Origin of the sequence: Pseudoalteromonas sp. NC201 (assembly GCF_002850255.1) — a bacterium.
Taxonomy (GTDB): Bacteria; Pseudomonadota; Gammaproteobacteria; order Enterobacterales; family Alteromonadaceae; genus Pseudoalteromonas.
In genome coordinates this window covers 3,263,984-3,290,387 of record NZ_CP022522.1, presented here as the reverse complement: position 1 = coordinate 3,290,387, position 26,404 = coordinate 3,263,984, and the positions used below count along the sequence as shown (strand labels likewise).

Below are 26,404 nucleotides of genomic sequence, written 5' to 3'. Positions count from 1 at the left end.
CAACTGGTATAAGATTGATAAAAGGGAAGCATTGCAGCTTCCCTTCTTGGCTGGGTAAACTAAATAACCTGAGCTGCGGATAATTAATGCCTTTCTAGCAGCTAGTTTTAGCGCTAACTGCGTTGAATTCACTTCCAATAGCCAGCTATTGGTGCGTAAATTCGCCTTGCCTACAGGATGTAGGTACCTTAGCGAGAGCAGGACGCGGAAGCGGTGTTTTCCCTAAAACTCTCTGGCTAGACAAGGAAAAAACTAAGTTGTGCTTTAGCAACAATGAGTTGGAACATTCCTTATCCAAACCTCAGGTTAAATAGTGTGTTATTTAGGGGCTAGTCCTCTGCGTTTTAATAGCGCTTCAGTCGTTGGCTCTTTTCCGCGGAATGCTTTGTAAGAGTCCATTACAGGTATTGAGTTACCAACCGATAAAATATGTTTACGATATTTTTCGCCATTTTCAAGTTTAAGGCCACCGAGCTTTTGCACGTATGCATAGGCGTCGGCTGCTAATATTTCACTCCACATATAAGCATAGTAACCAGCAGAATAGCCGCCTCCCATAGAGTGCGCAAAAAATGCTGATTTATAACGCGGTGGAACGTAATCGAGGGCGACTCCATGCTTCTTCAGTGCCGCTTGTTCAAATTCATTGATATCAGTGGGTGCATGCTCAGGTGAAATTGTATGCCACTCCATATCTAAGAGCGCAGATGCCATGTACTCCAATGTATCGTAGCCCATATTAAAAGTTCGTGAGCGGATCACTTTATCAAGCAGTGTTTTTGGGATAGGTTCCCCGGTTTGGTAATGCTTTGCATAGTTACTGATAACTTCAGGGTGTGCAGCCCAGTCTTCCTCAAAGGTTGAGGGAAACTCAACAAAATCACGAGAAACAGCGGTTCCAGCAAGACTCGGATATTTTACGTCAGAAAACATCCCATGTAAGCCATGTCCCATTTCGTGAAACATAGTTGTCACTTCACTGTAGCTTACAAAGGTTGGTTCACCATCAGGTGCCTTTGCAATATTCATGACATTGATAACCACAGGCTTTTGGTTTAATAACTTAGATTGCCCTACAAATGAATTCATCCAAGCTCCACCACGTTTACCTTCTCTTGCAAAATAGTCGGCAAAGAATATCGCGAGGCTTTCACCATTGTTATCGATCAGTTCATAAGCCTTAACATCTGGATGATACACGGGTAAGTCAGGGCGAGCTTTGAAACTTACGCCGTACAGCTTATTCATAGTATAAAAAACACCATTTTCTAAGACGTTATTAAATTCGAAGTACTTTTTCACTTCTGTTTCGTCTAAGTCATAACGAGATTGACGAACTTTTTCAGCGTAGTATGCCCAGTCCCAAGGTTTGATGTCGAACGAGTGCCCTTCGCTTTGAATAAACGTTTTAATATCTGCTGCTTCCTTTTCCACGTTGGAAACAACGGCCGGCACCATGCTGCCAAGCATGTCATAAACTGCTTTAGGGTTTCCAGCCATTTGCTTTTCTAGGCCGTAGTCTGCCCAGCTTTTATACCCTAACAGCGCTGCTTTTTCGGCCCTTAACTGTGCCAGCCGGATGATAATTTGAGTATTGTCATTATCACCTGACTGAGCACGATAAGCAGAAGCTTGCCAAATCTGTTGCCTAAGTGCTCGGTTGGTTAAAGACGCTAAAATAGGTTGGCGAGTTGTGTTGGTAATACCGATTAAGTACTTGTCTTTATGTCCTGCAGCTTCAGCCGCACGTTTAGTGGCAAGAATTTGTCTTTCTGTTAAACCGTCCAATGCGGCTTTATCATCAACAATTACTGATATGGCAGACGTTTCTGCTAATAAGGTTTGTGAAAACTGGGTAGTCAGAGAGGAATGCTCTTCATTGATTTTGCGAATTTTCTCCTTATCTTCAGCACTTAGTTTCGCGCCAGCTCGCACAAAGTTGGTGTAGTAAACATCCAATAAACGCTTTGATTCTGAGTCCAGTTCGAGTGTGTTGCGATTATCATAAAGCGACTTTATACGGTCAAATAATGCGGCGTTCAAATTGATGTTATCGCGGTGTTCTGCGAGCATTGGGGCTAGTTCTTTTTGTAATTGACGACGTTTTACAGAGCTATCTGTGCCTATTAAGTTAAAAAACACGCTACTGGTTCGCTTTAGCAGTGCACCACTTTTTTCCATTGCAACTAAGGTGTTTTCAAACGTAGGCGTTGCAGGGTTAGTTGCAATACGCTCGATTTCTTTGAGGTGCTCTGCCATACCCTGCTTAAATGCAGGCATAAAATGTTCATCTTTGATCTGGTCAAACATTGGGGTTTGGTAGATTAAAGTACTGGCGTTGAACAGTGGATTGTGATGGACTGATTCACTTTTCTTAGGCACGCTAGATGCCACCTCCGTTGTATAATTTGAACAACCAGAGACAAAAAGCGTGGAGTAAATCGCAACGGCGATGATGGTCTTTTTCATAAACTTCTCAGTATTTGTTGTAATGTTATAGTGTATCTATTGCGTGTTTGTAGTTGTGTTTTATCGCATAATAATGGCGGTATCATGATTCTTGCATCTTAGGCAGATAAGTGTTTCTTAAGTCAGTTTTTGGGCCGGAAACTTATTATCAATGGCGACAGCATTGTGAGCATGCAAACTTTCTTGGTGTTCAATTTTGAACCAATAATCAACAAACTGTGTGTTTTGTTCTAAAAATTGTTTGACTCGTCGTGCGGCATCTTCACAAAACATTAGGTTTTCTGCATTTAGCTTCGCAAATGCTTGTTCATCTTCACGTTTTACCGCAGTTTGAACTGGGGTGCCAATGGCCTGTTCTAGCGCTTTTATAAGGTTTGGAATGAGTGGCAACGTCCGTTCTGTTAGTTTTACTGTTACGTAAGCGAAAGAGCGCTGGCTATGAGGTGTGGCAATGCTCCCTTTTAGAGAGGTTATCCACGTCATTAGTTCGTGTTTTGAAATCATCTCTTGGGAAAACTGTTCTTCGATCTCTTCACTTAATGCTTGTCTAGAAAGTGCCGCTGAGCAAGGGCAGGTACTTGAATAGGCAATAGTAAGTGATAACTCGTAGCTAAGCTCTGAGTTTATATACTCGCAATTAAGCGTGATAGGGTAACTTTGATAGCCGAATTGATCGCTCAACAATGCTGGTTTATCTATGGTTACTTCAAACTGTAACTCAAGCTTGGCCGCTTTGCTCAATCCTTGTTGAGATTGAACCGACTCTTTTAATAACGCTTCAATCGTTTTAATATTCAAAGGAGTCGTACTTAGTATCTCTCTCAAGCGAATGTATAACCGGGACATATGGATCCCTTTCGCCTCAGGTTTATCTAGACTAACAAAAATATTTGCAAGAGCGTTAACCCTTTGGCAGGAGGTGCTTGATATTTCCACTTCTAAAGATATGGCAATTTTTTCCATACCCACCCACTTTAGCGGTAAAGCTGTTGTTGCAAGTTGCCCAGAGGCAACATCAGGTAAAGATACTGTCATATTTATTTCCGACGAGGTTTCTAGGGCCTGTTGATCTTTGCTGTTTGATTTTTGTTCTCCTGAGTGTGTTTTGGTCGCGACGCTCGACTTGCCGCCTAGTAATCTAGGCAAAAGTTGAGCAACAATGAACAAAGCGCACTCAGGTGAACCCAAAGGGCAGCGCTTGATTAGCATTTCTACTGTGTTCTCGCCTGACTCACATAGAATAACTATGCTACGCAGGCTCTGCCTTGTACAAATACCAATCAAGCTGCTGCAAAAACAAACTTGAAAGGTAAACATGCCCTAGCGATTAAAAATTAGTGGCATAGCGGCTGTGGGTGTATTAAGCGGTTGTTGGCCGTCATAAACGAGACTGCCATTCACCCAAGTTTTTAAAACTTTTGCTGAAAAGCGGTGACCGTCGAATGGGGTCCAGCCACAGTGATAGTGTGTTTTCTGATGGCAAGTGGGTGTTTCGTGATGAGGGTTCACGAGCACTAAGTCAGCATAGTATCCTTCGCGAATAAAGCCTCTATCTACAATGTGATACCTTAACGCTGGATTATGTGCAACTTTCTCAACGAGCTGCTCTATAGATAAACGCTGATGATGCACATGGTCGAGCAAGCTTAATAATGCATGTTCAACTAAAGGCAAACCCGCAGGTGCTTGCTGGTAGGGGAGTTGCTTTTCTTGCCAAGTATGAGGCGCGTGATCAGTAGCAATAATATCTATTTGATTATTTCGCACTGCTGCTAACAAAGCATCACGATCGCTTTTCGCTTTAATCGCTGGGTTGCATTTTATTAGGTTACCCTGCAGTGCGTAATCTTCTTGACTGAACCACAAATGATGCACACATGCCTCTGCAGTAATATGTTTGTCGCGAATATCGCCTGAAGGGAATAAGCTCAATTCTTTTTCTGTTGTGATATGCAGTACATGTAAATCGCTACGATATTTTTTCGCTAAAGATACAGCGTACGAAGAGGATGAATAACACGCTTCGGCGTCACGAATGATGGGGTGATCTTGAATTGTTAAACTGCCACTGCGTCCTATGCACATGGATAAGTTCTTTTCAATCACTCTTCCATCTTCACAATGGGTGACAATTAGGGTTGGACTTTCTCTGAAAATTGCGTCGAGTGCTTGTGGATGCTCAACGAGTAGATCGCCTGTTGATGCCCCCATAAAAACTTTAACACCGCAGTACTTCTTCGCATCTAAACGTTTTATTTGTTCTAAATTATCTTCGGTTGCCCCTAAGTAAAAACTATAGTTTGCTAGCGAGCTTCTAGACGCAATCGCGTATTTCTGTTCAAGAGCTTCAATGGTTGTAGTCGCAGGGCTTACGTTTGGCATTTCCATATAGCTGGTGATACCACCTGCCACAGCAGCTCTGGATTCTGAGGCTATATTACCCTTCTGTGTTAAGCCGGGCTCACGGAAATGTACTTGGTCGTCTATCATTCCAGGGAGTAGAAAATAACCTGTCGCATCCACAATATAGTCATTTGGCTGCGCAGTTATTGAGCTTGCAATTTTATTTATTCTGTTTTCAACGATAAGTACATCACATACTTGTGATTGATTCTCGTTGACCACAATTGCATTTTTTATCAGTGTGTTTTTCATATTATAGGGACCTATTTGTCAAGTTTGGCTTTGCAAAGGTTACATAAGCCAGGCAACTCTAAGCGTGCATTTGCAGCTGAAAATCCAGTGCTTTCTACCGCTTTAAATAGATGCTTGGCAGCCTCTTGAACAGAATCTATTTCTTCTATTTGATGGCAGGATCTGCAGACCAAGATCACGGATAGATGGTGATGGCACGCACCATCTAGACTCTTACAGGCTATATATTTATTTGCAGAATGGATCCGGTGTGCCAGATTGACTGACTCTAAGAATTCAAGAATGCGGTACACGGACATTGCTAGAATAGGAGAGTTGGTGCTTTTATTGTATTTGTCAGTAAGTTCATAAGCTGATAGCGGCTCGACTGTTTGCAATAATATTTCTAGCACGCTCTGTCGTTTTTCAGTTAAACGCAGCCCTAACGATTGGCATTTTGCTTGAGCCTGTTTGAGAATAAAGTTTCGTTGAGTTTTGTTCACGGCAATGACGACATAATCCACCTAGATATTGATACAATATAACATACCAAGCATAATTGATACAATGTAACATTTATTGGAGTCGTTATGTCTAAACTATCAACAATACCCTTGCTCGTTGCTGCACTGTTACCACCAAGTCTTGTAGCAAAGTCTATAGAAGGTACAGTCGTCAATAAAGCTGGTAAAGGGATTGCAAATGCATCAATTGAGGTCGAAGGAACTGATATTCGCGTACTCACAGATAACAATGGTCATTTTCAAATTTCGGGCGTTGGGCTTGGAAATAAACAAATCCATGTAAGAGCGCCTGGTTTTGCTCATCTGCATAAGGCGCTCACTCTGGATCAAGGTGGCGTTAAAAACGCAATGCTAATGTTAAATCGTTCTCCAATAGAAGTTATAGATATTGTTGCTACCCCTGTACATATGTCGGCGATGGAATCTGCGGTTCCAGTTAGTGTTTTGGCAGGTGAAACATTGCGTAGACAGCAAACTGCTACACTAGGGGATAGTTTAGAAAAATTGCCTGGCGTCAACACAAATTTCCACGCCAAAGTAGCGAGTACACCAATTATTCGAGGTTTGAGTGGCCCGCGAGTGTTGGTGACGCAAAATGGATTAGATGTCAGCGATGTATCTAGAGTTGGTCCTGATCACTCAGTCGCCTCTGAAGCCTCAACGGCTCAACAAATCGAGGTGTTGCGGGGACCTGCAACTCTTTTTTATGGTAGTGGTGCGATTGGGGGAGTGGTTAACGTCGTCGATACAAGAGTTCCAACCGATAATGCAACTCGCGGAGAATGGAATCTGGAAAGTAACTCTGTTGATGACCAAAATACAGCCTCGTTTAATGCGACATCGGGTATTGGTTCTGTGGCTTTATATGTTGATGCATTCTGGCGAGAATCTAATGATTACGAAGTACCTGTTCCTGCTGAAATTCATGAGCATAGTGAAAGGAATAACAGTGGTGAACATCACTATAAAGTAGCAAATAGTGCTGAAGAGTCTAATGGTTTTACGGTTGGCTCAAGTTACTTATTTGACCAAGGTTATGTCGGTGTGGCTGTTGAGAAATTTAACCGCAAATACGGCATTCCGGGACATACGCATGGCGATGAAGAAGCATATCATGAGGCTGAAGAGCAGGTTTTTGCGGACTTAGCACAAACAAAAGTGCAACTATTAAGCGAGTACAAGTTTAACAAAGGTTGGCTTGATAAAGTGAATGTGCGTGCTGGTTTTACAGAGTATGAACATGCTGAAGTTGAGCACGGCATGGTTGGAACAACATTTAAGAATGATACCAATGAGTTAAAAGTTGATTTACTACATCAGCCTCTGTCCGCTTGGACTGGTGGCGTAAGCTTACATTACAAACATAGTGATGTTGAGGCTCAAGGTAGTGAGGCGTTTACGCCGCCATCTGATACCCAAACACTTGCGATAGGGGTAATGGAGGAAAGGCGGTTTGGTGATTTTTTAGTGCAGTTAGGTGGTCGTATTGAGCAAGTGGAGATCACCGCAAGTAATGTGCCTTTACCGAGTATTGATGCCCACTCGCACGATACTGAAATGCATGACCACATCGGTCACGATTCAGAAGCAACAAAGGTATATGCGGTTGAGCATCAGTTTACCCCTGTCAGTTTATCTTCGGGTCTTGTATGGGACTTTGCGCAAAATTATAACCTTGGGTTATCTGTTTCACACTCTGAACGAGCTCCTTCTTCATCGGAGTTATTTTCCTTTGGTCCTCACATAGGAACTGGCACTTACGAGGTAGGAGCGTTGTTCAAAATGGATGAGCACGGTCATTTTGAACTCGATGAGCAAGGCATAGCGCTAGAAAAGTCGCACAATATTGATATTACACTTCGAAAAACCCAAGGCGATATAGGCTTTATTTTTAATGCTTTTTACAACCAAGTAGATAACTACTACTATCAAATAGAAACTGGGTTGTACGCCGAGAGCGGCGATAGTCACGACCACAATCATGAACATGAGCACGATCATGCTTCCGAATTACCTATTTATTTATTCAAGACAGATGATGTGGTTTTGCACGGTTTTGAAGCGCAAGTTGCTTGGCAATTGACCGACGAGTTGAAAGTTGATGTTTTCTCTGACTTTGTGCGTGCCAGATTAGAAGAAGGCGGCGATTTACCTCGTACACCACCTCTGCGCTTTGGGTCGCAGTTAAGCTATCAGACGGATAATCTCAGTGCACATATCCACATTACTCGATATCAAGAGCAGGACCGGATTGCACCAGAAGAAACCGCGACCGACGGATATACCTTAGTTGATGCTAGCATCTCTTATGATCTTTCTGTGTTAAATCAAGATCTCTCTATTCATCTTAGAGGGAGCAATCTGACGGATACAGAAGCACGAGTACATAGTTCATTCTTAAAAGATATAGGCCCTCGTCCGGGACGCAGTTTCGCGCTTGGTATTCGCGGCTATTTTTAGTTTTAGCAGGTTAAACCATTGTGTACCTGTTAGTTAAAGCCACACAGGTACACAAGTAACTGAGTTTTACAACAACATAAATCTTATCTATATGTAGCACGAGATTATTACTGACACGACTACGATCAGCAGGAGAAATTATGGTTTCACGTCGAGGGTTTTTAAGGGGGGCTGGCACCCTCGCATTTATCGGCCTTTCTAAAAGCGCATTTGGCAGAGTGTCAATATTAGACTTTAACACAATGATAGCAGGGTATGGACCGTTGATCACCGACCCCAATGGTTTACTCGATTTGCCCCAAGGTTTCAGTTATCAAATAGTATCAAGCCTTGGAGATAAAATGTCCGATGGTTTTACTGTACCTGACAAAGCCGATGGTATGGGTTGTATTGCTTTAGATGAAGAACGGGTTGCATTAATCCGCAATCATGAATTGAAACCAACAGATTTAGCAAAAGCCGAGGACAGTATTCGCCACCATAAAAGTGAGCTTGCTTTTGATACAAATGGCTCAGGCATCGCGCTTCCTGGTGGCACAAGTCATATTGTGTATAACCTAAAAACACGCCAAAAAGAACAAGAATATTTATCCTTGGTTGGCACTATTCGTAACTGCTCTGGTGGAATAACGCCTTGGGGGAGTTGGCTTACTTGTGAAGAAACAACTGCAACTAAAAATGATGGTTTTACACAAGATCACGGATATATTTTTGAAGTACCAGCGACTGCAAAGGGTTTAATTAAGCCACAACCTCTAAAAGCAATGGGGCGGTTTAATCATGAAGCCGCTGCTGTTGATCCCAAAACAGGTATTGTTTATCTCACGGAAGACCGGGGAGACAGCGTTTTTTACCGCTTTATTCCAAACGAAAAGGCAAAGCTCCACAAAGGAGGGAAATTACAAGCGATGGTAGTGAAAGAAAGCCCGCAATTTGATAGTCGAAATTGGAATAAAAAAGCGATGCCACTTCATCAGGAGTTTACTGTTGAGTGGATAGATTTGGACGACCCGCAAAGTGCTAAAGACGATTTACGGATCCGTGCTTATCGAAGTGGAGCTGCGCTATTTGCTCGAGGTGAAGGGATCCATTGGGGTGAAAAAGAGCTGTACTTTTGCTGTACCAATGGCGGAAAAAAGCAGCTAGGGCAAATCATGAAGTATCAGCCATCTGAGTTTGAGGGAACAGAAAAAGAACGCCTCAATCCAGGAAAGTTGTCTTTATTTGTCGAAAGCACTAGCCAGTCTCTCTATAACTTTGGTGACAATCTTACCGTGTCGCCACAAGGACATTTAATTGTTTGTGAGGATCAGTATTCCGATGTTGTAAATAACTACCTAAGAGGTGTAACACCAGAGGGAGAACTCTATAATTTTGCGCGGCTAGCTAAGCAAACTGAGCTCGCCGGCGCTTGTTTTTCACCAGACGGCAAAACTTTATTTGTTAATGTGTACTCACCAACGACAACATTGGCGATTGTGGGACCATGGGAGCACTTTAATCAAGCAAAAATAAATAGCCTCTCTAATTTTAATTTGTTGAATTAGGGCTTGTTGACCTTTTCGCTATTTGGTTTATGTTCTCATAAGTGTATTTTGGTCGCGACGCTCAACTTGCTGCTGAGTAATCTAAGCAAAATTTAAATCGTGAAAGTGAGCTATTAATATTGATGCTATTATCAATGAGGCTCCTTTTCTTTACGTTGTCTTGTCGTTAAATTATCAGCCACAAATGCACCTCGTTGCCCTCTGGTTTTTGCTGGTCCAACGGTACTATCTTTTAAAGTTTGTAGCTCAGTACTGGCATTTAGTGCAGCACCAAAAATAATGATATATGCGCTCAAATATAACCACATCATCATAATGACGACGCCTCCCAATGAACCATAAGTTTCATTGTAAGAAGCGAACTGCGCGACATAATATGAAAATCCCAATGACGCCAGGATCCATAAACCGGTTGCAGTAAACGAGCCGAGTGTTATCCAGCGCCATTTTGCGGCTCTGCGATGTGGCGCATAACGATAAACAAACGCTAAGGAAAAGTGAAATAGTACCGCTAAAATAGACCAAGTAATTAGCTGTATTACAGAGTCCAGTGCTGTGGTAAATCCTACGAGGTTAAGCACAATCGGTAAAATTCCGATAATAGACAACGCCACAATCGCGACGAAAATCGCCCCCACAGAAAACAAAAAGCGTACCACTAGCGCTTGTAAAAACTGCCTTTTATTATGCTCATGATACGTAATGTTGCAGGCTGTGATCAACGCTTGGCAGCCTTTACTGCTACTCCATATTGTTAAAAAGAGGGTAAAAATAGCACCTAAACTTAGGCTTGCCTGCGATTTTTGAGTGAGCGCTTTGAGTTGTTGCAACATAATTTCTTGACTGGATGGTGGTAAGAGTTCAATAAGCGGCAGTAGCTGGTCAACCATTTCTGCAGGAGAAGAAAAATAGGCATAGATAGAAACAACGGCCGCTAACGCAGGAAATATTGCCAGCAGGGCATAAAATGCCACTCCAGCGGCAACCAGAGATAAATTATCTTGGGATAAGCTGTGGTATAGCCGTTTACTGACATCCCACCAACCGAGTGCTGGAATATCGCTTGGCCTGTCTGCATTAAAGCCATGTTTATGAGCTGCCATTGGTCTTTCCTAAATCAATTCTGGGCCTGTTGATCTAAAGTGATATACAGCAAAAGGTCTGCCAATCTCGTTTGGCGTTATATTTGCTACTAGTCAACTCGTGACCTTATGAATAAAAACCCAAAGAGTGCAATATGGAAATCAATAATCTTATTAAAAATCAAATGACTAATATGATTCAGGCGGCAGCTTCTCGCGAAGTGACTGAGGCCGTGAGCACATCAGATACGCTAAGTTTAAGCGCACAGGTTGTGCACTTTTTACAAACCGCATGGCAATTATTACCTGCTTTGGTGTTGGGAATTGTGGTTATTGTGCTTTGTTATTATTTAGCACGGCCAATCTCTTATCTTTTGATTAAACCCATAGGTTATGTCAGTAAAAGTCGATTATTACATCTCGTCACTCGCCGTTTTATCAGTGTGTTAGTCATATTTTTTGGTATTTATATCTTTTTGCGCTTGGCCGGGTTAAGTGAGTTTGCCGTCGCAGTAATGAGTGGTACTGGGCTTGTCGGTCTTATTCTTGGGTTTGCGTTTCGTGATATCGCCGAGAACTTTATTTCGAGTATGCTAATTAGTGTCCAACGCCCGTTTAGAATTGATGACGTTATTGAAGTGGATAACCGTTTGGGGATCGTTAAAAAAGTCACCGCCCGCGCAACCACCTTAGTTGATTACGATGGTAATCACATTCAAATACCCAATGCTACCGTCTACAAGAATGTAATTAAAAACTTTACTGCCAACCCCAAAACACGTGGACACTTTAAGATTGGTATTGGCTATGACAACGATATTCGCCTGACGCAGCAAATTGCAATTGACTTACTTAAAGAGCAAAGTGCGGTTTTAAACGACCCGCCACCTCAGGTTCTACTTGAAGCCTTAGGCTCCGCGACTATCAATCTTACTATTTATTTTTGGGTCAATAGCGAACAACATAGCCCGATCAAAGTGGCGTCTCAACTCATGCGAGAAACCGTTAATTGCTTTACAGAACACGGTATAAGCATGCCTGATGATGCTAGAGAGCGGATAATCATAGCTGCGAATACTGAAACACAAGGAGTAAACAAAGAAGCGACCAGTAATTCGAGTAGCAGAACGCCTGTGAAACAAAAGAACAAAACCACAGCAAGTGCAGTAGATGCGGATATTGACGATGTGAGTAGCGATGCGGATGAGATCAGAGAGCAAGCAGAGCGCGCTCGAAGCCCAGAAGAAGGGGACAATATAATTTAGCAGTAAATTAGGTTAAGTGTTGAAATGTGTCATGGCTGATTTAGATTATTTCGGACTGTCGACTCATCACCCTAATCTAGATAAACAACGCTATCGAGCTTTACGTACTTGATAGCAAAATACTGGTTTCACTATTTAAAATGCCATCAATCTCTCGAACTTGCCTCAGTACACCATCGAATTTACTGAGGTTAGCAGCTTGCACTTCAGCGATTAAATCCCATGCCCCGTTCGTGGTATGAATTTTACTGAGTTCGGGGATCCCACGCAGTGCATTGATCACTTGAGTAGTGGATTTACCGATCACTTCTATCATCATGATAGCGCGCACCAGCTCGGACTCGATATATTCATGAACCCGCACTGTAAAGCCTAGAATTGCACCACTGGAAATGAGTCTATCTAAACGGTTTTGTACGGTTCCGCGAGACACATCGAGCGTAGTGGCTAAAGTTGAAATGGCTGCTCGGCCATCTTTGCGCAATTCAGCAATCAAGGCTTTGTCAAGCGCATCATATAAGTAAGGAGTCATAGTACAGCTTTGTGGTTTTTGTCATGATTAGTCTATTTGTATAATTCAACTTAGCAAAGTGATAGAAAATTGCACTAATTGTATAAGATTTTGGCATTTAAATCGTCTTATGGTGTGGTTACACTGATATTGTGTAAGACAACGCCCAAATCAAATAATGAGTGCAGTATGACAACGATATTTCAAGCACCACGAGCGGTGGTGATGATCCGCCCACACCATTTCACTTCGAACCCGCAAACCATGCAAGATAACGCATTTCAGCAAGTATGCAGTGAAAACAACCCTAACAACAGAGCCTATGTTGAGGTCAGTAACGCCGTGCAAGCGTTAGAGTTGGCTGGCGTGAAAGTGCACTTATTTGAAGATACCTCCACAGACACGCCAGACTCGGTCTTTCCAAATAACTGGTTTTCGACGCATAGCGATGGTCAGTTAACGATTTATCCTATGTACGCCTTGAATCGACGATTGGAGATCCGTCGCGATATTATCGATTTTCTGAGTGCTCACTATCAGGTGACAAACATCAATGATTATAGTCATCTAACCGCAGAAGAAATATTCCTTGAAGGCACCGGCTCTATGGTTATCGATCATCAAGAAAAAGTGGCCTATGCGGTAGAATCCAAGCGCACTAACGCCGTGTTAGTTAATCAAGTTTGCGAGCAGTTGGGACTAGAGGCGGAGATATTTAATGCCTATGATAAGAATGAAGTGCCTGTTTATCACACCAATGTCTTAATGTGTGTCGCCACTGATTTCGCCATGATATGCCTAGATATGGTGCCAGAATATCAGCGGGCACAGCTTATTAATCGTTTTACGCAAAGCGGCCATACCCTGATTGCGCTATCTTATCAGCAGATCCAACATTTTTGCGGCAACGCGATTGAGCTACAAGGCAGTATGGGACGCATACTTGCGCTTTCCACAACGGCTTATCAGGCGTTGTTGCCTGAGCAAATTGCTGTCATTGAAAAGTCAGCTAAGCTAGTTGCTATCGATATACCGACAATTGAAGCCGCAGGTGGCTCGGTGCGTTGTATGATTGCTGGAGTCCATTTAAATAACCGTTAAATAATACTAGGGCCTGTTTATCCTTCAAGAAGGTCAACAGGCCCTAGATAAACGGCAAATAATAATAAAACAGGAACCGCCTATGTTTGAAAGTGCAGTTAAGAGTATTAATGGGCTCTTATGGGGAGAAGGCCAGATACTTATTTATATCCTGCTATTTGCAGGGTTTTGGTTCACTATTCTTTTGCGAGGGATACAAGTTGTAAAGTTTCGCCACATGTTTAGTCTGTTACGAGGTAGCAGTCAGGGTGATGACAATACAATCAGTTCATTTCAAGCGTTATGCACGGGGTTATCAGCTCGAGTTGGAACCGGTAACCTAGCAGGTGTTGCGGTTGCTATTTCTCTTGGTGGCAGTGGTGCGATATTTTGGATGTGGATGATAGCCATTTTGGGGATGGCAACAGGCTTTGCCGAAAGTGTACTTGGGCAAGTCTATAAAGTGCGAGATAGCCAAGGTGAGTTTAGAGGTGGTCCTGCTTATTATATTCACATGGGATTGGGAAGTCGGGCGTTTGCAGTATGCTTCGCCTTTTGCTTGTTTTTGGGATATGGATTTACCTTTAGCGCGATGCAAACCAATACCATCACCGATGCGCTCAATAATGCGTTTGATATTCCAACCTTATATTCAGGTATTGTGATCACAGTCCTTGCCGGCTCTATTATTCTTGGTGGCTTCAAAGCGATTGCACGATTTGCTGAAAAGGTAGTGCCAGTAATGGGATTAGTCTTTGTCCTTGCGGCCATTATTATTACCGTGATGAATTACTCTCAAGTCCCTGCCATGATCAAAGATATTTTGCTTTCAGCTTTTGGCTTGCAAGAAGCGGGCGCAGGCGCACTTGGCGCAGCTATCAAAAATGGTATTCAGCGTGGGCTCTATTCTAACGAGGCGGGAGCGGGTAGTGTGCCGCACGCATCGGCCAGTGCGTCACCAATTCCCAATCACCCCGTGACCCAAGGTTATATCCAAATGCTAGGCGTATTCTTTGATACCATCGTGTTGTGTAGTTGTACTGCTGTCATAATTCTATTGGCAGATATAGATATTGGCAGTGAGATGGAAGGCATACGGCTGACGCAATCTGCGATGACCGCGCATTTAGCAACTGGGGGCGTGTACTTTGTCGCGGCGGCGATCACTTTGTTTGCTTTCACCTCTGTAGTGGCTAATTACGCCTATGCTGAAAGTAACTTACACTTATTCCATCTGGACAATAAAGTTGGCCGTTCAATTTATACCGCATGCTACTTGTCTATGATGTTGTGGGGCGCTTCGGCAACGCTAAAACAGGTATGGGATCTTGCCGACATCGCATTGGGTTTAATGACGGTGGTGAATGTTACTGCCATCGTGCGCCTTACACCCACTATCTTGGCGGTTACGGCCGATTATCATCTGCAAAGAGCAAAAGGGAAAGAACCTGTATTCGAAGTCGATAAGGTCAAAGTGCAAGGAGTTACTGAGTCTGGCATTTGGGGTAATATTAATGCGAAGAGTTCAGCCTAATACGTTTTAGATGGAATAAATAAAGGCCGAATTTTCCGGCCTTTATTTATTTTTGATATTTTTAAGTTAAAAAGTATCTCCAAACTTTCAATCATACGCCTTGTTTAAATTTTTTATATTCTGTGTATACTTCCTCCCGCTTTTCTCTTCAATATTTCAAACTAAATATTGCTTCCTTTTTAATCTTTAAACACTGATGTGATAATGAAAAAACAATTATTTGGACTGGCAGTACTATCGTTGCCTATGTACGCGAAGGCTGATATTGCCATATTTTCAGAAGTACTTTTTGGTAAAGCCAATAATGAATTTTATGCCGAGCAAGAATCTGATTTAGGATATAGGCGTGCGTCATCCGCTAATTCTGATTCATGGGGGCTGAGGCTCGGTGTTGGGCTTACAGATCATTTAGCTCTTGAAATCGCACAGCATTTTCATGGTGAGTCACTAGCTGAATATTCCGTTCACGTTTCTAACACACTCTCTGGAATCTATCAAAACCCATATGACTACTCATATCGAGTCAGGTTTCCTATTGATACCGAATCTCTGAGGTTGGGGATTAAGGGAGAGATTGAGGTGTCTACCAATATTAATGCAAATATAAGAGTTGGAATGGCACATTGGCAATACAAAGATGTGATCCCTGCACAATTGGTTCCTACAGGCAGCACTAGTTCAGGTGATAGCGGTAATGATATTTATACCTCGATAGGTGTTGAGTATCGACTAACAGATAATCTCTATGTTGGTTTGGAATACTCTCTTTTGAATATTAAAGAATCAAAAGAATATGACTACACAGGCGTAGTTCAATATGAGCATAATTTGCACGATATATCCATGTTACTTGGTTGGGCTTTTTAATACGCTGATATTCATAGTAGAGAAAGGTTATTTTCAGAACTGTATTTAGAGTGGGGCGAATTGAGCAATTCACCCCATCAATTTTGACAAGAGAGTTTAGATGAACCGTCAGTGACGAAGTTATCTAACCTCAATAGGTATATAACCACTTACCAGCCGTCGTAACGCTTTCTACGAGATAAAAATAGCGTCAGGATCACACCGATAATAATGCCACTGATCCCGATGATGCCACCGTAAGTGAGCAACTGGTGTTGCTCTTTTTGGACTTTTTGCTGCTGTGCTAAACGCTCATCTTGTAGTTGCTTTTCAAGCCCTGAAATAGTGTCTTGAAGTGAAGCATTTTCAGCTAGCAAATTGGTATTGTTTTGCTGCAGCATTGGAAGCTGCTGCTGGGCGTCGTTCAGCGCCTCTTGGGTTTCCACCAAGGTTTGGTTAACCGCCTCTAATTGTTGCTTTAAACCTGGCTCCGTGGTGACAAATTTACTTTCTACCCAACCTTCTCTTGCTTTGTCGTCTTTAATTTGGACAAACTCGTCATTAGCGCCACTCAAAATAGTGATTGGCGTACCAGCATCAACAGAACCTAAAATTCGATAATTTTTACTTGGACCTGTATGCATGAAAATAAAAAGATTGTCACTAATATAGCCGTTTGGTGTTGCCGTGTTTACTGTGCTATTTTCGTCTGGCTCTTCGGCAAAGCTTATAAAGCTGGTGAAGAGCAGGCTCGCAATGATAAATTGCTTAAAGTTGAACATGCGTGGGCCTTTTATTCTTTGGGTCGTAAAGTTTACAAAATAGTAGGGATTTCGCGGCCTAATAGCAAGGCTTTGTTTATTTTGAATGGCGCGAAATAATTGATTACATAATGAAAATTGCAGCATTTAACGCAATGATTCGGTGTTATTAATCCGCTGACGTTCAGCGAAATTAGCCCGACTATCTATTGATTTAGCGCATATTTGGTGCACTTCTCATCGGATAAAAAGATTGCAAACTTAGCCTCCTTTGTATATTTTGATCCTCCCTTAGACAAATAGGTAAAACACTGCCCTAATGGACACTGAAATAGAACTGAAATTTTTGGTTTCAGATAATGAAGTTCCGCTGATCCCTGCACTCATCACACAGTTTGCAAAAACGGTCACTAACAAGCCTGCTAAAAACTTAACTAACGCCTACTTTGACACGCCAAATCGTGAATTGCGTGCGCTAGATATCGGCCTAAGAACGCGTTGTTGCAATGATGAATGCGAGCAAACGATTAAGCTTGCGGGAGAAGTTGTAGGAGGGTTACATCAACGACCTGAGTACAATTTACCTATTCAATCAGGACGTCCTGACTTGTTAGCGTTTGACGCGAATATTTGGCCTCACGGCATGCAACTTGAGTCTATCGCAGAAAACATATTCCCGATCTTCAGTACGAATTTCATTCGTCGAACTTGGTTAATCGAAACGGATTCAGGAACCAAAATCGAAGTCGTGTTGGATAAAGGGGAAATAGCAGCCCAAGGGAAGATGGAGCTAATCAATGAGCTTGAAATAGAGCTGATTGAGGGAAACAAAGAAGATCTTTTCTTATTAGCCGATCACCTAATTAAACAGGCTGGTATGCGTTTGGGACTTTACTCAAAGGCCGCCAGAGGGTATCGAATTGCCGATGATAAGCCTCTAAAACCAAATAAGTTTATAGGGTTTGTACCGCTCAAATCTCAGGTAACGCAAGAACAAGCGCTAATTGCGACAGTCAGTTATGGTATTCAGTTCGTCCAGAAGCATGAGCAGTGTTATTTTAATAAACCAAGTCTCAAGACATTAAAACGTGTTATTGATGGAGTCTCGCTTATCCGCCACGCGTTTTGGTTGTTCGATGACATCGTTGATAAAAGCTCGACTGAGAGTATTCGTAACGAATTAAAATGGTTGTTGTCAGAACTTGCCTGGGTCGAAAATGCAATTCATTTAAAAACCTATACCTCAAAGCGTCATGCTTATCATAAGAAACTTAATCAGTTTCCCGAGTTGGCGCAGGTCATTACCGATTTGCAAGATGTTCAGCCGACACCGACGGACATTGAAGATTTATTTCATTGCACCCGCTATAACCGTTTGATCCTTTCACTTACTCGCTGGCTGGTTGATAGAGCGTGGCGTAAAAACTGGGATCAAAAAGCACTGAGTGCAGCAGAGCTACCTGTCACAGAAATCGCAAGCCAATTATTTGATAAAGACTGGCAAGAGTTGAAAAACTTGCTTCCACAGGATAAATCGCTTTCTGAAAAAGATTATTTACATGTGAGAATAAAGTTAGAAAACACGCTACTAAGCGGTAACTGTCTGGGCAAGCTTTACGATAAAGAAGCGCGCAAAGCGTTTAGAACGCCTTGGATTGATATCGTTTATGGTATTTATGAGCTAGAAACACTGGCGTATTTATATCAGCTTTGCCAAAGCCAAAACGCAGACGAACTGCAAGAAGTGCAGGCATGGCTTAAGCAAAAATCAGACTTTTTGATAAGTGCTATGGAGCAAAGTCGACAGTCTTCCATGCATAGCGAACCATATTGGTTCTAACCAGATTAAGCGGGGTTTTATCCCGCTTTTTTGTACCACTTCATTACAATCAATACTGCAAATATCAGGTGATGAACTAAACTTGGGTGTATCAATTCTGAGGTAGCCCAATGATCGATATTGACGATAAAGTGCTGAATGATTTGCGCGGCGGATTTAACTTACCTGCTAAGCCTGAAATATTACAAGCCTTACAAAATGAATTATCACAACCGGAGCCTGAGTTATTTACCGTGGCGGAGATTATTGCGGCGGATGTTGGTGCGTCAGCTGCGGTGTTAAAGGTAATTAATTCACCCGCTTATGGTCTTGCCCGTACAATCACAGATATAAAACAAGCAGTGATGTTTTTGGGCGTTAACTGTATTACGCAGCTAGTGACTGGGTATTTGCTTAAAAATGCGTTTGAGCAGTCAAAGTGCTGTATTTCACTGCAGCAGTTTTGGGATAACGCTGCGGATATTTCAAAAGCGGCGATGGTGGTTGGACATCATTTGAAGGCGTCATTACCCATGGAGAATTTGCAGCTGCTCGGACTGTTTCATGATGCCGGGATCCCAGCAATGGCCGTAAAATATCCTGACTACGCTGAGGTAATAAAGCAGTCTATAGAGCGACCTGAGCAAACGCTTATTTACTACGAGCAGCAAAAGTATCCAGTGCCTCACACTGTGATAGGCTACTTTCTTGCGACGTCTTGGCACTTACCTAAAGAAATATGCCAGATGATTTTGCGCCACCATGACGTTAGCTATCTTGAAGAGCAAAAAGATGCGCAGCATGTGCAAACCTTTGCGGCACTTAAACTGGCTGAAAACCTCTGTTTTGAAGCAAAACACTTTAGAAGCGCAGCAGATTGGTATCTATTTAAAGATAAGGTGATGATTGAGCTTAATTTGCATGAAGATGAGTATCAAAACTTAAAAGATGATGTCGATGAAGTATTTATCGGATAGGGGATTATCCACAGGCATTAAAAAAGGCGCACTTGGCGCCTTTTTTACTTTTTGCTGCAGGGGATTATAGGCCTGCAGCCGCACGTAGTGCGTCAGCTTTATCTGTTGCTTCCCAAGGGAACTCTTCACGACCAAAGTGGCCGTAAGCAGCAGTAGGCTGATAAATTGGACGCTCAAGGTCTAGCATAGTGATTAGACCGTAAGGGCGTAAGTCGAAGTGCTCGCGGATAAGTTCGATCAAACGCGACTCATCAAGCTTAGCTGTACCGAAAGTTTCTACGCTGATAGAAGTAGGCTCAGCAACACCGATTGCGTAAGACACTTGGATCTCACACTTGTCAGCAAGGCCAGCGGCAACAATGTTCTTTGCAACGTAACGCGCTGCGTAAGCAGCAGAACGGTCAACTTTTGATGGATCTTTACCTGAGAATGCACCACCACCGTGACGTGCCATACCGCCGTATGTATCTACAATGATTTTACGACCAGTTAGACCACAGTCACCCATAGGACCACCGATAACGAAACGGCCAGTTGGGTTGATGAAGAACTTAGTTGCTTCAGTGATAAGCTCTGCAGGTAGTGTAGGCTTGATGATAGTTTCCATCACCGCTTCTACAAGGTCAGCTTGTGATACCGAATCACAGTGCTGTGTAGATAATACGACCGCGTCGATACCTACTGCTTTACCGTTTTCGTACGCGAATGTTACCTGAGACTTAGCGTCTGGACGTAACCAAGGTAGCGTGCCGTCTTTACGAACTTGCGCTTGGCGCTGAACTAGACGGTGTGAGTAAGTGATAGGCGCAGGCATAAGTACGTCAGTTTCGTTACACGCGTAACCAAACATTAGGCCTTGGTCACCAGCACCTTGCTCTTCTGGACGAGTACGGTCAACACCTTGGTTGATATCAGGTGATTGTTTACCAATCGTGTTAAGGATTGCACATGAATCAGCGTCAAAGCCCATGTCTGAATGTGTGTAACCAATTTCACGCACGGTCTTACGAGTTAATTCCTCGATATCAACCCAAGCGCTAGTCGTGATTTCACCACCAACCATAACCATACCGGTTTTAACGTAAGTTTCACACGCAACACGTGCTTTTGGATCTTGCTCAAGGATGGCATCTAGAACCGCATCAGAGATCTGATCGGCGATTTTATCCGGATGACCCTCAGAAACAGATTCAGAAGTAAATAAATGTTTAGCCATTGTATTTATGCTCACAAATATTGCGCTTCACAAACATCAGGAACAGCGCGAAAAATTAAGGGGCGTATTCTAACCAAAAAACCTAGGCATTGACTAGTTATTTTACGCCTAGACGTCCAAAATTGTGCAAACTTTTTTAATGGTCGGAAAAAGTCCGTCTGTACCCGTTTTTTTATGGCCTTTGCCGTTGCAGTTAGCCATATAAATAAGTAAGAATGGGCTCAAACCCCCGCGAAACACATTTAAAGGTAGGAGAATTCATGCCATCTCGCAAAGAACTTGCTAATGCAATTCGCGTTCTTTCCATGGACGCTGTACAAAAGGCCAAGTCTGGCCACCCTGGAGCCCCTATGGGCATGGCGGACATCGCAGAAGTACTTTGGCGCGATTTTTTAAAGCACAACCCAAGTAATCCTGAGTGGTTCGACAGAGATCGCTTTGTATTATCAAACGGTCACGGCTCGATGTTAATTTATTCATTGTTGCATTTGTCGGGTTATGACTTATCAATTGATGACATCAAAAACTTCCGTCAGCTACACTCAAAAACACCAGGCCATCCAGAGTATGGTTATGCGCCGGGTATTGAAACTACTACAGGCCCATTAGGCCAGGGTATTACTAATGCGGTAGGTATGGCGATTGCTGAAAAAGCATTGGCTGCACAGTTTAACCGTGAAGATTACGACATCGTTAATCACTATACCTATGCTTTTTTAGGTGATGGTTGTTTGATGGAAGGTATCTCACACGAAGCTTGTTCACTTGCGGGTACCCTTGGTCTTGGCAAACTGATTGCATTTTGGGATGACAACGGTATTTCAATCGACGGTGAAGTTGAAGGTTGGTTTAGCGACGATACACCAAAACGCTTTGAGTCTTATGGCTGGCATGTTATCGCCGGTGTTGATGGTCACGATAGCGATGCGATTAAAGCGGCAATCGAAGCGGCGCAAGCAGAGTCTGACAAACCAACCCTTATCTGTTGTAAAACGGTTATCGGTTATGGTTCACCAAACAAGTCTGGTAGCCATGATTGTCACGGTGCACCGCTAGGTGATGATGAAATCAAAGCAGCACGTGAATTCCTTGGTTGGGAGCACGGCGCATTTGAAGTACCGGAAGATGTGTACGCGAAATGGGACGCAACAGCACGTGGTCAAAATCAACAAAGTGACTGGCTGATTAAGTTCACTGAATACCAAATGCATTATCCTGAGCTTGCTGCTGAGTTTGAGCGTCGCATGAAAGGCGAGCTTCCAGCAAACTGGTCTGAGAAAACAGAAGCGTATATTGCAGAGCTTCAAGCGAATCCTGCAAACCCAGCAACTCGTAAAGCATCACAAAATGCATTGAATGCTTTTGGTCCAATTCTACCTGAGTTTATGGGTGGCTCTGCTGACCTTGCGGGTTCTAACTTAACACTTTGGGATCAATCTAAAGGCTTAACGGCAGAAGATGCTGCGGGTAACTATATCTTCTACGGTGTGCGTGAGTTTGGTATGTCTGCCATTATGAATGGTATTGCACTGCACAGAGGCTTTATCCCTTACGGTGCGACATTCCTAATGTTTATGGAATACGCGCGTAATGCGGTACGTATGGCTGCATTGATGAAGCAAAGAAGTATTTTTGTGTATACTCATGATTCAATCGGTCTTGGTGAAGATGGTCCAACACACCAACCAGTAGAACAAATGGCGAACTTACGTACTACGCCAAACCTTGCGAGCTGGCGTCCATGTGACCAAGTTGAGTCAGCAGTTGCTTGGCAGCAAGCGGTTGAACGCGCTGATGGTCCATCTGCACTTGTATTTACCCGTCAAGGTCTTGCGCAGCAGCCACGTACGGCTGAGCAAGTTGCAGCAATTAAGCAAGGTGGTTATGTACTATCTTGTGACGGTGAGCCTGAAATCATCCTTATTGCCACAGGCTCTGAAGTGCAACTTGCAGTTGAGTCTGCGGATAAGCTTCGTGCAGAAGGTAAAAAGGTACGTGTTGTTTCTATGCCTTCGACTGACATTTTTGATGCGCAATCTCCAGCATACAAAGAAAGCGTACTACCAAGCTCAGTAACGCGTCGCGTCGCTATCGAAGCGGGTATTGAGGACTTCTGGTACAAATATGTAGGCCTAAATGGTGCTATAGTTGGTATGACAACGTTTGGTGAGTCAGCGCCTGCTGATGAGCTATTCAAGCTATTTGGCTTTACGGTAGAAAATATCGTTGAGAAGGCAAACGCATTGTTTGCATAATCAAAGAAAAGAAACAAAAAACCCATGCCATGCATGGGTTTTTTTATGCTTAGGGGTTTTGCTAAACCCCTTAAAGTTTTGAGACTGTTTCCTGCTCAAAGCTCAGGTTAGATAGCTAAACCTTAAACTGTTCTACCGATAAGCGTAACTCTTCGGCGAGCTTAGCGACCTCAGAACTGGAAATTGAAGTTTGGCTTGCCCCTTCAGCTGTTTGCTCTGCAATGGTTACAATCGATTCTAAACGTTCGCTAATTTCCTGTGCTACTTGCTGTTGCTCATTCGCAGCGTTTGCAATCTCTTCACTCACATCATGGGCTTGAGAAACGGCAGCAGTAATAGAGTTGAGTGCTTCATTAGCAAGGTCGCTCTGATTTACGCACGACTCCGCCTGCTGCTTGCCTTTCGACATCGCGCCTACTGCTTCTTCGGCACCGGCTTGTAAGGATTCAATCATTGCTTGAATTTCTTGAGTCGACTCTTGAGTTTTACTTGCAAGCGAGCGTACTTCGTCTGCCACTACAGCGAAGCCACGACCTTGTTCACCCGCACGGGCGGCTTCGATTGCAGCGTTTAGTGCAAGGAGGTTAGTTTGCTCGGCAATGCCACGGATAACATCCAAAATACTACCTATCGACGCGCTGTCTTGATGTAGTTTGTTAATCACGCGAGAGGCTTCATCCACTTCTCTTGCGAGTTGCTCAATAGTGTGTTTGTTCTCATGTGAGATGCCTTTGACACGCTCAGCTTCTTTATCAGCATTTTTAATTTCCTGTAGTGCTTGATGCGCGCTGTTGCTTACACCGTGAGACGTGCTACTCATCTCAGTTGTAGCGGTAGCTGCTTGCTCTACCTGTGCCTGCTGATTCTTAATTGCTTGGCTGGATTCCGTAGTGATAGTCGATGTTTCTTCGGACGCTGCAGCAAGCTGCGTCGAACGAGAAATAATGCCAGTGATAAGTTCACGTAAGCTAGAGATTAGGGTGTTACAGCTTCTAGATAATTCACCAAACTCATCTTTTGCTGTGTCATCTAAGCGCTGTGTCATATCGCCACTGGCGACAATGTTTAAGACTCGATTTACTTCCGATAGCGGTTTTGTGATACGACTAACGGTAATGTAGGCAACACCGACGGCCATTAACGTTGCTACTATCATACCAATCCAAGTCCATAGGTTTGCTGTGCCTACATCGGCACGTACGCCTTGTTGTAAGTTAAAGGCGACTTGGCTCGCTTCAGAGAGTAAATCATCTAGCTGAGATAGGGCTGCTTTTGTGGTTTTTTCTGCATTGGTTAGTTCTTTACGTGTCTCGGCTATCGCATTGATCAAGCGTTTTTGATTTTCCGCGATGCTGTTGCTGCCAGTAACTGCATCTTTCAAATTAGTGTAATAGCCTTCGAGATCAGCAAACAAACTACTATCAAGCGCGCTAACGGGGCCACGCATCAAATCAATATTGCGACCTAGCTCTTCAACGAGGTAGCTTTGATCCCTACTTACGATTTCCAGTGTATTGATGTCTTCAACAGTAACAATATCATTGGCGCTAGTCACAACAGAAGAAAAGTTATTTTCTAAGTTATTTGCAGCTTGAAAAGCACGTTTGTCAGCATCTTCTAAGCCATCCAAATCAATGATATCAACCGTCACCATAGTCGCATCTTCTGCGGCAACATCGATAGTAGATAACTGCTCTTTTAATTTGTCCCGTAACGAAAGCTCAGTTGTTTTCTCGTTTACCAAGCTGTTCATGGCTTTTACGAACGCATCATAACTTTTGCCAACATCACGACTGCTTGAGGCCAATTTATTATTAGCGGCAACTACCTGCTGCAGTTCTGAATAGGTTTTGTCAAAGATCTTCTGGCGCTCTTTAAATTGCTGTTTTAGCGTCGCTAGTTCAGTCTCTGAACGTGCATAAAAACTTCCCTGAGCCATTTTGCTCATTAAAGTGAACTCTACTTGCAGAGCAGAGCTTTTAGAGAGTGCTGGTAAAGACAGGTTATTAACCTGTTGAGTTGAGTTGTCAATGTTTGCAATTCTTAATAAAGAATTGCCCCCGATAAGAAGAAGCAACAAGGTGATGGTAATAAAACCACCCCAAATACGTTGGCTAACAGTCAAATTCATAGCTGTCCTACAAAATTTACAAAGCAATACGGATACTTATCGGATTTATTGCGGATAAGTTAAGTATTTTATAGCAGATGTGACAAAAAAATTCAGTAAAAAAGGTCGGATTACAAAAAATAGCAGCTCAACGGATAAAAAGTATAAGCTTCACGTTTTCTTCGAGTGTAGCTTAGTTTTGTAAAAATTAAAGTGGGTGATTACCCTAGATTCGACTTAGGAAAGTTAAATAACCTGAGCTTCGGATAATTAATGCTTTTCTAGCAGCCAGTTTTAGCGCTAACTGCGTTGAATTCACTTCCAATAGCCAGCTATTGGTGCGTAAATTCGCCTGGTTATCCCCAAAACTCTCTGGCTAGATAAGGAAATAATTTAATGTGATTTTAAAAACAACGAGTTAGCTCATTTCTTATCCAAACCTCAGGTTAAATAGCTTAATTGTGCTGGTACTTTTCACCACTGTCGATATTTATCATCGTCATAGGACCTCCCCACACGCAGCCAGTGTCTAAGGCTATAATATTTTTCTTGTTGGTTTCGCCTTCCAAAGCAGCCCAGTGGCCGAAAAGTAGGGTAGTGTCGGCTGGTGTTTGGCTGAGCTCAAACCACGGAGTGAGACCTGCCGCATCTTTTAGGCCAGATTTGTTCTTAAGATCCAGTTCGCCATTTTGTTTTAGAAAGCGCATTCGAGTGAAGACGTTAACAATGGCTTTAAATTTATCTTGTTCACTGAGCTTGTTGTGCTCAAGTCCTGGGTGAGCACCGTACATATTGGCGTAAAACTCAGGGGCTTTTGTTGATTGATAAATGGTTTCGGCAAAGCGTGCATATTCTAGCGCTTGCGTAATATTCCAGCTTGGATGAATACCTGCATGAGAAATAAAAGTTTGCTGTGTTTCAAGCCAAATAGCGAGGGGCTGTGCACGTAATAAGTCAGCATATTTTTGGCATTTAGGGCTGGCAAAAACCGCATCTAATTTATCTTTTGGGTTCGGAGCGACACCCAAAGCAAGACATGCTAAAAAGTGGAGATCGTGATTGCCGAGTGTAATGCTAATAGAGCCAGCGTGTTGATAGAGAAACTCTAGGCAAGCAAGTGAATCGGGTCCTCTGGCGATGATGTCACCGACAAAGTATAAATGGTCTTGGCTTGGGTTAAAGTTGACTTGATCGAGTAGCCCGATGAGTGGAGTGAAGCAGCCTTGCAAGTCTCCAATTGCGTATTTTGCCATTTATTACCTGTGGTTTTTTATAACTCAATGTTTTTATTCTGATGTCTAGCATGTATGAGGA

Annotated in this window: 19 protein-coding genes and 1 pseudogene; 9 read left to right on the top strand and 11 right to left on the bottom strand. The window is 42.9% G+C overall.

What is annotated here, in order from left to right:
- Window positions 1-318: 318 nt before the first annotated feature.
- From PNC201_RS14315 to PNC201_RS14295, 5 genes and pseudogenes are all read right to left on the bottom strand, one after another.
- Complete coding sequence (locus PNC201_RS14315; RefSeq protein WP_102057441.1) at window positions 319-2,469, bottom strand: M3 family metallopeptidase; 2,151 nt, start codon at window positions 2,467-2,469, stop codon at window positions 319-321.
- A gap of 117 nt (window positions 2,470-2,586) precedes the next feature.
- Window positions 2,587-3,504: a GTP cyclohydrolase FolE2 gene (gene folE2, locus PNC201_RS14310; RefSeq protein ID WP_102057884.1), complete on the bottom strand. Its 918-nt coding sequence runs from the start codon at window positions 3,502-3,504 to the stop codon at window positions 2,587-2,589.
- An 18-nt stretch (window positions 3,505-3,522) separates the two neighbouring features.
- Window positions 3,523-3,678, bottom strand: a pseudogene (locus tag PNC201_RS23725) (GTP cyclohydrolase FolE2); the annotation flags it as partial.
- A gap of 111 nt (window positions 3,679-3,789) precedes the next feature.
- Window positions 3,790-5,124: a dihydroorotase gene (locus tag PNC201_RS14300; protein WP_102057440.1), complete on the bottom strand. Its 1,335-nt coding sequence runs from the start codon at window positions 5,122-5,124 to the stop codon at window positions 3,790-3,792.
- An 11-nt stretch (window positions 5,125-5,135) separates the two neighbouring features.
- On the bottom strand, window positions 5,136-5,627 hold the full coding sequence (locus tag PNC201_RS14295) for a Fur family transcriptional regulator (RefSeq protein WP_233525180.1): 492 nt from the start codon (window positions 5,625-5,627) through the stop codon (window positions 5,136-5,138).
- A gap of 66 nt (window positions 5,628-5,693) precedes the next feature.
- On the opposite strand from PNC201_RS14295, the gene PNC201_RS14290 reads away from it, so the two are divergent.
- Both PNC201_RS14290 and PNC201_RS14285 read left to right on the top strand, forming a co-directional pair.
- Window positions 5,694-8,087 (top strand): TonB-dependent receptor, encoded by a 2,394-nt coding sequence (locus PNC201_RS14290; protein ID WP_102057439.1) that lies wholly within the window; start codon window positions 5,694-5,696, stop codon window positions 8,085-8,087.
- Window positions 8,088-8,227: 140 nt separating this feature from the next.
- Entirely contained in the window at window positions 8,228-9,634 is a 1,407-nt protein-coding gene (locus tag PNC201_RS14285) for an alkaline phosphatase PhoX (protein ID WP_102057438.1), read from the top strand.
- Window positions 9,635-9,765: 131 nt separating this feature from the next.
- Here PNC201_RS14285 and PNC201_RS14280 read toward each other — a convergent pair whose 3' ends face one another.
- The gene (locus PNC201_RS14280; protein WP_102057437.1) at window positions 9,766-10,737 is read right to left on the bottom strand and encodes a YihY/virulence factor BrkB family protein; all 972 of its coding nucleotides are present in this window, start codon (window positions 10,735-10,737) and stop codon (window positions 9,766-9,768) included.
- A gap of 134 nt (window positions 10,738-10,871) precedes the next feature.
- Between PNC201_RS14280 and PNC201_RS14275 the strand changes: the two genes are divergently transcribed.
- Window positions 10,872-11,981 carry a mechanosensitive ion channel family protein gene (locus PNC201_RS14275; protein ID WP_102057436.1) on the top strand — a complete coding sequence of 370 codons (1,110 nt, stop codon included), beginning with the start codon at window positions 10,872-10,874 and terminating at the stop codon, window positions 11,979-11,981.
- Between the two features lie 100 nt (window positions 11,982-12,081).
- Here the strand turns inward: PNC201_RS14275 and PNC201_RS14270 are convergent, their stop codons facing one another.
- A complete protein-coding gene (locus PNC201_RS14270) occupies window positions 12,082-12,513 on the bottom strand; it encodes an Lrp/AsnC family transcriptional regulator (protein WP_010605995.1) in 432 nt (143 codons plus the stop codon).
- 168 nt (window positions 12,514-12,681) lie between these two features.
- Between PNC201_RS14270 and ctlX the strand changes: the two genes are divergently transcribed.
- From ctlX to PNC201_RS14255, 3 genes are all read left to right on the top strand, one after another.
- On the top strand, window positions 12,682-13,593 hold the full coding sequence (ctlX, locus tag PNC201_RS14265; protein WP_102057435.1) for a citrulline utilization hydrolase CtlX: 912 nt from the start codon (window positions 12,682-12,684) through the stop codon (window positions 13,591-13,593).
- Window positions 13,594-13,675: 82 nt separating this feature from the next.
- Complete coding sequence (locus PNC201_RS14260; RefSeq protein ID WP_102057434.1) at window positions 13,676-15,106, top strand: alanine/glycine:cation symporter family protein; 1,431 nt, start codon at window positions 13,676-13,678, stop codon at window positions 15,104-15,106.
- Window positions 15,107-15,310: 204 nt separating this feature from the next.
- Window positions 15,311-15,973, top strand: coding sequence for an outer membrane beta-barrel protein (locus PNC201_RS14255; protein ID WP_102057433.1), 663 nt, complete (start codon window positions 15,311-15,313; stop codon window positions 15,971-15,973).
- A 149-nt stretch (window positions 15,974-16,122) separates the two neighbouring features.
- On the opposite strand, the gene PNC201_RS14250 is transcribed toward PNC201_RS14255, so the two are convergent.
- On the bottom strand, window positions 16,123-16,734 hold the full coding sequence (locus tag PNC201_RS14250) for a TIGR04211 family SH3 domain-containing protein (protein WP_227386883.1): 612 nt from the start codon (window positions 16,732-16,734) through the stop codon (window positions 16,123-16,125).
- A 298-nt stretch (window positions 16,735-17,032) separates the two neighbouring features.
- Between PNC201_RS14250 and PNC201_RS14245 the strand changes: the two genes are divergently transcribed.
- Window positions 17,033-18,553 carry a CYTH and CHAD domain-containing protein gene (locus PNC201_RS14245; protein WP_102057431.1) on the top strand — a complete coding sequence of 507 codons (1,521 nt, stop codon included), beginning with the start codon at window positions 17,033-17,035 and terminating at the stop codon, window positions 18,551-18,553.
- Between the two features lie 110 nt (window positions 18,554-18,663).
- Complete coding sequence (locus PNC201_RS14240; RefSeq protein ID WP_102057430.1) at window positions 18,664-19,509, top strand: HDOD domain-containing protein; 846 nt, start codon at window positions 18,664-18,666, stop codon at window positions 19,507-19,509.
- 64 nt (window positions 19,510-19,573) lie between these two features.
- On the opposite strand, the gene metK is transcribed toward PNC201_RS14240, so the two are convergent.
- Entirely contained in the window at window positions 19,574-20,725 is a 1,152-nt protein-coding gene (metK, locus tag PNC201_RS14235; RefSeq protein ID WP_010606001.1) for a methionine adenosyltransferase, read from the bottom strand.
- A gap of 260 nt (window positions 20,726-20,985) precedes the next feature.
- Here metK and tkt point away from each other — a divergent pair, with 260 nt between their 5' ends.
- Window positions 20,986-22,980, top strand: a complete 1,995-nt coding sequence (tkt, locus tag PNC201_RS14230; RefSeq protein WP_102057429.1) for a transketolase — start codon at window positions 20,986-20,988, stop codon at window positions 22,978-22,980.
- Window positions 22,981-23,095: 115 nt separating this feature from the next.
- Here tkt and PNC201_RS14225 read toward each other — a convergent pair whose 3' ends face one another.
- Both PNC201_RS14225 and PNC201_RS14220 read right to left on the bottom strand, forming a co-directional pair.
- Window positions 23,096-25,111 (bottom strand): methyl-accepting chemotaxis protein, encoded by a 2,016-nt coding sequence (locus PNC201_RS14225; RefSeq protein WP_010606003.1) that lies wholly within the window; start codon window positions 25,109-25,111, stop codon window positions 23,096-23,098.
- A gap of 434 nt (window positions 25,112-25,545) precedes the next feature.
- Window positions 25,546-26,343 (bottom strand): symmetrical bis(5'-nucleosyl)-tetraphosphatase, encoded by a 798-nt coding sequence (locus tag PNC201_RS14220; protein ID WP_102057428.1) that lies wholly within the window; start codon window positions 26,341-26,343, stop codon window positions 25,546-25,548.
- Between the last annotated feature and the right edge of the window lie 61 nt (window positions 26,344-26,404).

Bases quoted from the DNA above. Each gene is read 5' to 3' on its own strand.
- PNC201_RS14315 (WP_102057441.1), bottom strand. From the start codon at position 2,469: ATGAAAAAGACCATCATCGCCGTTGCGATTTACTCCACGCTTTTTGTC.
- folE2 (WP_102057884.1), bottom strand. From the start codon at position 3,504: ATGACAGTATCTTTACCTGATGTTGCCTCTGGGCAACTTGCAACAACA.
- PNC201_RS14300 (WP_102057440.1), bottom strand. From the start codon at position 5,124: ATGAAAAACACACTGATAAAAAATGCAATTGTGGTCAACGAGAATCAA.
- PNC201_RS14290 (WP_102057439.1), top strand. From the start codon at position 5,694: ATGTCTAAACTATCAACAATACCCTTGCTCGTTGCTGCACTGTTACCA.
- PNC201_RS14285 (WP_102057438.1), top strand. From the start codon at position 8,228: ATGGTTTCACGTCGAGGGTTTTTAAGGGGGGCTGGCACCCTCGCATTT.
- PNC201_RS14280 (WP_102057437.1), bottom strand. From the start codon at position 10,737: ATGGCAGCTCATAAACATGGCTTTAATGCAGACAGGCCAAGCGATATT.
- PNC201_RS14275 (WP_102057436.1), top strand. From the start codon at position 10,872: ATGGAAATCAATAATCTTATTAAAAATCAAATGACTAATATGATTCAG.
- PNC201_RS14270 (WP_010605995.1), bottom strand. From the start codon at position 12,513: ATGACTCCTTACTTATATGATGCGCTTGACAAAGCCTTGATTGCTGAA.
- ctlX (WP_102057435.1), top strand. From the start codon at position 12,682: ATGACAACGATATTTCAAGCACCACGAGCGGTGGTGATGATCCGCCCA.
- PNC201_RS14260 (WP_102057434.1), top strand. From the start codon at position 13,676: ATGTTTGAAAGTGCAGTTAAGAGTATTAATGGGCTCTTATGGGGAGAA.
- PNC201_RS14255 (WP_102057433.1), top strand. From the start codon at position 15,311: ATGAAAAAACAATTATTTGGACTGGCAGTACTATCGTTGCCTATGTAC.
- PNC201_RS14250 (WP_227386883.1), bottom strand. From the start codon at position 16,734: ATGTTCAACTTTAAGCAATTTATCATTGCGAGCCTGCTCTTCACCAGC.
- PNC201_RS14245 (WP_102057431.1), top strand. From the start codon at position 17,033: ATGGACACTGAAATAGAACTGAAATTTTTGGTTTCAGATAATGAAGTT.
- PNC201_RS14240 (WP_102057430.1), top strand. From the start codon at position 18,664: ATGATCGATATTGACGATAAAGTGCTGAATGATTTGCGCGGCGGATTT.
- metK (WP_010606001.1), bottom strand. From the start codon at position 20,725: ATGGCTAAACATTTATTTACTTCTGAATCTGTTTCTGAGGGTCATCCG.
- tkt (WP_102057429.1), top strand. From the start codon at position 20,986: ATGCCATCTCGCAAAGAACTTGCTAATGCAATTCGCGTTCTTTCCATG.
- PNC201_RS14225 (WP_010606003.1), bottom strand. From the start codon at position 25,111: ATGAATTTGACTGTTAGCCAACGTATTTGGGGTGGTTTTATTACCATC.
- PNC201_RS14220 (WP_102057428.1), bottom strand. From the start codon at position 26,343: ATGGCAAAATACGCAATTGGAGACTTGCAAGGCTGCTTCACTCCACTC.